The sequence below is a fragment of the Parendozoicomonas verongulae genome (assembly GCF_009711465.1).
GTDB lineage: Bacteria > Pseudomonadota > Gammaproteobacteria > Pseudomonadales > Endozoicomonadaceae > Sansalvadorimonas > Sansalvadorimonas verongulae.
This window is the reverse complement of sequence record NZ_SMME01000799.1, coordinates 14,614-18,272: the sequence shown is the minus strand read 5'-3', so window position 1 is coordinate 18,272 and position 3,659 is coordinate 14,614. Positions and strand designations below refer to the sequence as shown.

At 43.3% G+C, this 3,659-nt stretch carries 4 protein-coding genes; 3 read left to right on the top strand and 1 reads right to left on the bottom strand.

Going from position 1 to position 3,659, the window contains the following annotated elements:
* Positions 1-159 precede the first annotated feature (159 nt).
* Positions 160-345 (bottom strand): Tn3 family transposase, encoded by a 186-nt coding sequence (locus tag E1189_RS26225; protein WP_155159539.1) that lies wholly within the window; start codon positions 343-345, stop codon positions 160-162.
* A gap of 456 nt (positions 346-801) precedes the next feature.
* Here E1189_RS26225 and E1189_RS08160 point away from each other — a divergent pair, with 456 nt between their 5' ends.
* The 3 genes from E1189_RS08160 to E1189_RS08150 all read left to right on the top strand — a co-directional run.
* Positions 802-1,797 carry a TauD/TfdA family dioxygenase gene (locus tag E1189_RS08160; RefSeq protein WP_155159536.1) on the top strand — a complete coding sequence of 332 codons (996 nt, stop codon included), beginning with the start codon at positions 802-804 and terminating at the stop codon, positions 1,795-1,797.
* The gene (locus tag E1189_RS08155; RefSeq protein WP_155159535.1) at positions 1,794-2,993 is read left to right on the top strand and encodes an argininosuccinate synthase domain-containing protein; all 1,200 of its coding nucleotides are present in this window, start codon (positions 1,794-1,796) and stop codon (positions 2,991-2,993) included. The genes E1189_RS08160 and E1189_RS08155 overlap by 4 nt, the downstream gene beginning before the upstream one ends.
* The coding region (locus tag E1189_RS08150) for an EamA family transporter (protein ID WP_155159538.1) at positions 2,986-3,659 on the top strand (674 nt) is incomplete at its 3' end. The genes E1189_RS08155 and E1189_RS08150, both read left to right, overlap by 8 nt.

Sequence of the window (3,659 nt, the reverse complement as noted above, 5' to 3'; positions counted from 1 at the left end):
ATGACTGTTCAAGTGATGCCAGAATATGCACCTGGCTCACAATAAATGACAATGGGCTCACATTAAGTGATAAAAGCTCGAAAACGGAGAGCTGGGCTCACATTATTTGAAAATATCTCTGGGTACGTGGCCCGTAACCGTGACAAATCTTCATAAAGATCACGTAACTACCTTGTTTTTCTTAGGAAAAACATCAAATTCTAACGGTCGTACCTTTTGACTCAGATCCAGCCGGTAATCGCCCAGAAGGTTGATGTGATGGTCACTGTAGGGTGAGAGATGGCTCAGCATTTCATCTGTTATTTCATGTCCTTCTTCTCGTAGCTCAGTCAATGTGCGGCTCAGAGTTTCGACTGTATGGTGTCATGAGCTACTTCATTGCGTAAGTTTGATCCATAACTGTAGCTGCTTGCAAACAAGATCGATCTTGCCTGCAAACAGAAGCCCTTTTGTGCCCGAATTGATTGAGAATAAGAACCGGATTGCTCACATTAAGTGAGAATGTGCCCGAAATAAGTGATAACAGCTTGCAAACAGTTCGCCCTGCTCACATTAAGTGAGAATGAGTCTAACCCCTTATGAATCAAAGCCTACAGGCTGATACCTTGACTCTGAAGTTGGTTCATGAGTTTATCCTGCAGTGTTGTTGGTAATTTGCCCTGGATAAAGCTCCTAGTTTCACTGGCTTTGATATCCAACACGCTGGACTCAGGCAAATAATAGCAAGATTATTCAATACCTAAGGGGTTTCCAAAGATACTGTTGGCCCATCATTTCTAACAAAAACATGATGATCAGGCCATGAGTTATAAAGCGTTACCGAAATCAGTACAGCTGAATTTCAGTAAATCTGAAGCAGAAAATCTATTACTTTTGAGTGCCAATCTTGCACAGCACGACTTTTCAAGCCCGTATCTTTATGACCATAATGCGGTTGGAAATGCGGCAGAAAAGCTATCTGGTCCAACATTTGACGCTCTGAGAAACTTTGCTTCGGGCAGTAATCGTTTTGGCACCCTGCTCCTGAAAGGATTACCCATCGACTCAGCTCTACCTGAGACGCCAAAATTTGGTGGTCGACCCTCTTCAAAGGTTCCAGTCTCAGAGGTATCAGTGGCAATCCTTGGATGCTTAGTGGGTGACATTTACTCTTACGGTGATGAAAAGGAAGGCCTTCTTATCCAAAACATTTGCCCAGTCAAAGGGATGGAACATCGACAGGAAAATACCGGATCTTCCTTCCTTGAGTTTCATACTGAAGACAGCTTCCACCCAATACCTCCTGATTTTATATTGCTGAATTGTTTGCGAGGAGATAGAAAAAAGCAAGCAATAACAGCTACTGCGAGTATTTATAACGTATTAGAGACCTTAGACGACAAAACTATATCTCAACTTACACAGCCGAATTTTATCATCAGGTCTTCAAGCTCCTTTGGGGAATCCAGTTACACAAAATGTGTTCAAATTCTTTCCTTTGAAGGCAATAAAGTTCATATGGTTTTTGATCCATCGGCGATGATCGCAACCGATGGCAGCTCTGCTGCAGCAATGAAATGCTTGCATAAGGTCTTGAAAAAGGAAACCTATGGGGCATGCCTAGAGCCCGGCCATGCGTTATTGATTGATAACACAAAGGCCTGTCATGCGCGAACTCATTTTGAGCCTTTTTATGACGGCCACGATCGATGGCTTCAACGTGTCTTCCTGAGTCGATCAATCAACTCTTTCACTTCATATATGACCCCAAATACTCGAATGATTGACCCGCTTAAGGTAAGGAGCTTGTGCGCATGAATATTATTGATACATTTTCGAAACTAGACTTATTAGAAAACAGTGATAAGCGAGTTTTGCTTTTATTTTCTGGAGGTCTCGATAGCTGTCACACTCTATCACTATTGAAAAAGAAAGGCTGGGCAGTGACCACCTTAACTGTAGGCTTGGGTGAGCCAGCAGCTGAAACTTTAAGTGTCTCCAGAGACTTAGCGGATAACGCTATTTATGTAGATGCTGAGCATGAATTCTGTAATGAGTTTTTAGCAGAAGGTATTCGATGTAGTGCTACCTATTATGGTGGTATGCCGCTTTCTTCAACCTTTACACGTCCTCTGATCGCAAAAATCGCCGTCGAGTATGCGCGTGAGCATGATATAGACATTATTGCCTCGAATGTTACAGCCTTTCAGAACTCTTTTTTCAGGTTTGCTAAATCCATAGAAATTCTGGCACCAAACCTTTCATTCTTCGCGCCTTCAATCGGGTCATTTTGTGATCGAGAAACAAAAATAAATCAATTACATCCCATGCTATCTCCATACTTTCAAAACTCAGCCCGAGGTACTTACTCGATTGACGAGAATCTTTGGTGTCGAGTCGTGGAAAATGGCGATATAGAGTATCCTGAACGCACTCTGCCGATTTACGAAATTAGGGGAGAGTCCTGGCGAGGGGAAGAGGAATACATCGATATAGAATTTCAGGATGGGCTACCCGTTGCTATCAATGGAAAAGAAATGACGATTTCAAAGCTAGTTGGCTTATTAAATAAAAAGTTCTCAGGTCATCCCGCCTCTTTTTTCTATGGCCTGGAAGGAAATGTTTTTGGGGTGAAAAACCCAGAACCACGAACAAGTATGGCAGCACGCCTGATTCATGATAGCTCTAATTTTTTATCTCAAGCTATTTTGTCAACAGCGGAGTTGCAATTAAGGAGTGAGCTTTCTAGCAGGTTTACCCTTTCAGCAGTAGAGGGGGGTTGGTTTAGTAGTCACCAAGCTGCTCTTAGGTCGGCTCTAAATGAAATAGCCAAGTTCATAAATGGGGTGGTGCGTTGGCGTATTGATGCTCGTTCATGTGATCCATCACGAATAGTACCTGAGTCAGGAAGTAAGATTGGATCTCATTATCCTGGGTTTTCAGATTCAGTGGAGCTCTTTGGGTTGTCAGAAAAAATTACTTTTGACGTCATGAGAGAGCACACTCATGTTTAAAAGTAGTGCAAAATCAACCAAAACAAAGCTGGTATGGCTAGTCCTGCCCGTTGTTCTCATATGGGGCTGCAACTTTGCAGTTATGCGTGTGGGAGTAAGTGAGGTTGGCCCATTCACGCTTGCAGCCCTGCGATTTTTCATTGCCGCAGTGCCTCTGATTTTTTTTGTGAGTAAACCGAATGTTCCTTTTGGTTTTATTGTTCTCTACAGTCTGACTTTCGGTTTTGGGCAGTTCGGCCTGCTGTTCTCGGCTATCAAGATTGGACTGCCATCCGGTATGGCATCTCTTCTTGTTCAGCTTCAGGCTGCGTTTACACCCATTATTGGCGTTCTTGTGCTTAAACAGAGAATTCCCCTGTGCACGGTATTCGCTATTGCAATAAGCCTTTCAGGTCTTGCTGTCATCTTATTCTCAACTGCTCAATCAGCCAGTGTACTGCCTATATTTTTAGGAACCTTAGCCGCTTTGTCCTGGGGAGTCTCAAATGTGGTGGTCGCCTGGGGAGCCGCTCGCAATTATGATTACAACCCAGTCGCACTGGTCATATGGGCAAGCGCAATACTTCCCGTGCCATTTATCGGCGCTGCCGTATATTCTAACGAGCTGTTAGAAATAGGGCTTATAGATATTCTTGATGCATTACCTTCTGCGACCTATCTGGGTTT

Excerpts from the sequence above, each read along its gene's own strand:
- E1189_RS08155 (WP_155159535.1), top strand. The coding sequence starts at position 1,794 with ATGAATATTATTGATACATTTTCGAAACTAGACTTATTAGAAAACAGT.
- E1189_RS08160 (WP_155159536.1), top strand. The coding sequence starts at position 802 with ATGAGTTATAAAGCGTTACCGAAATCAGTACAGCTGAATTTCAGTAAA.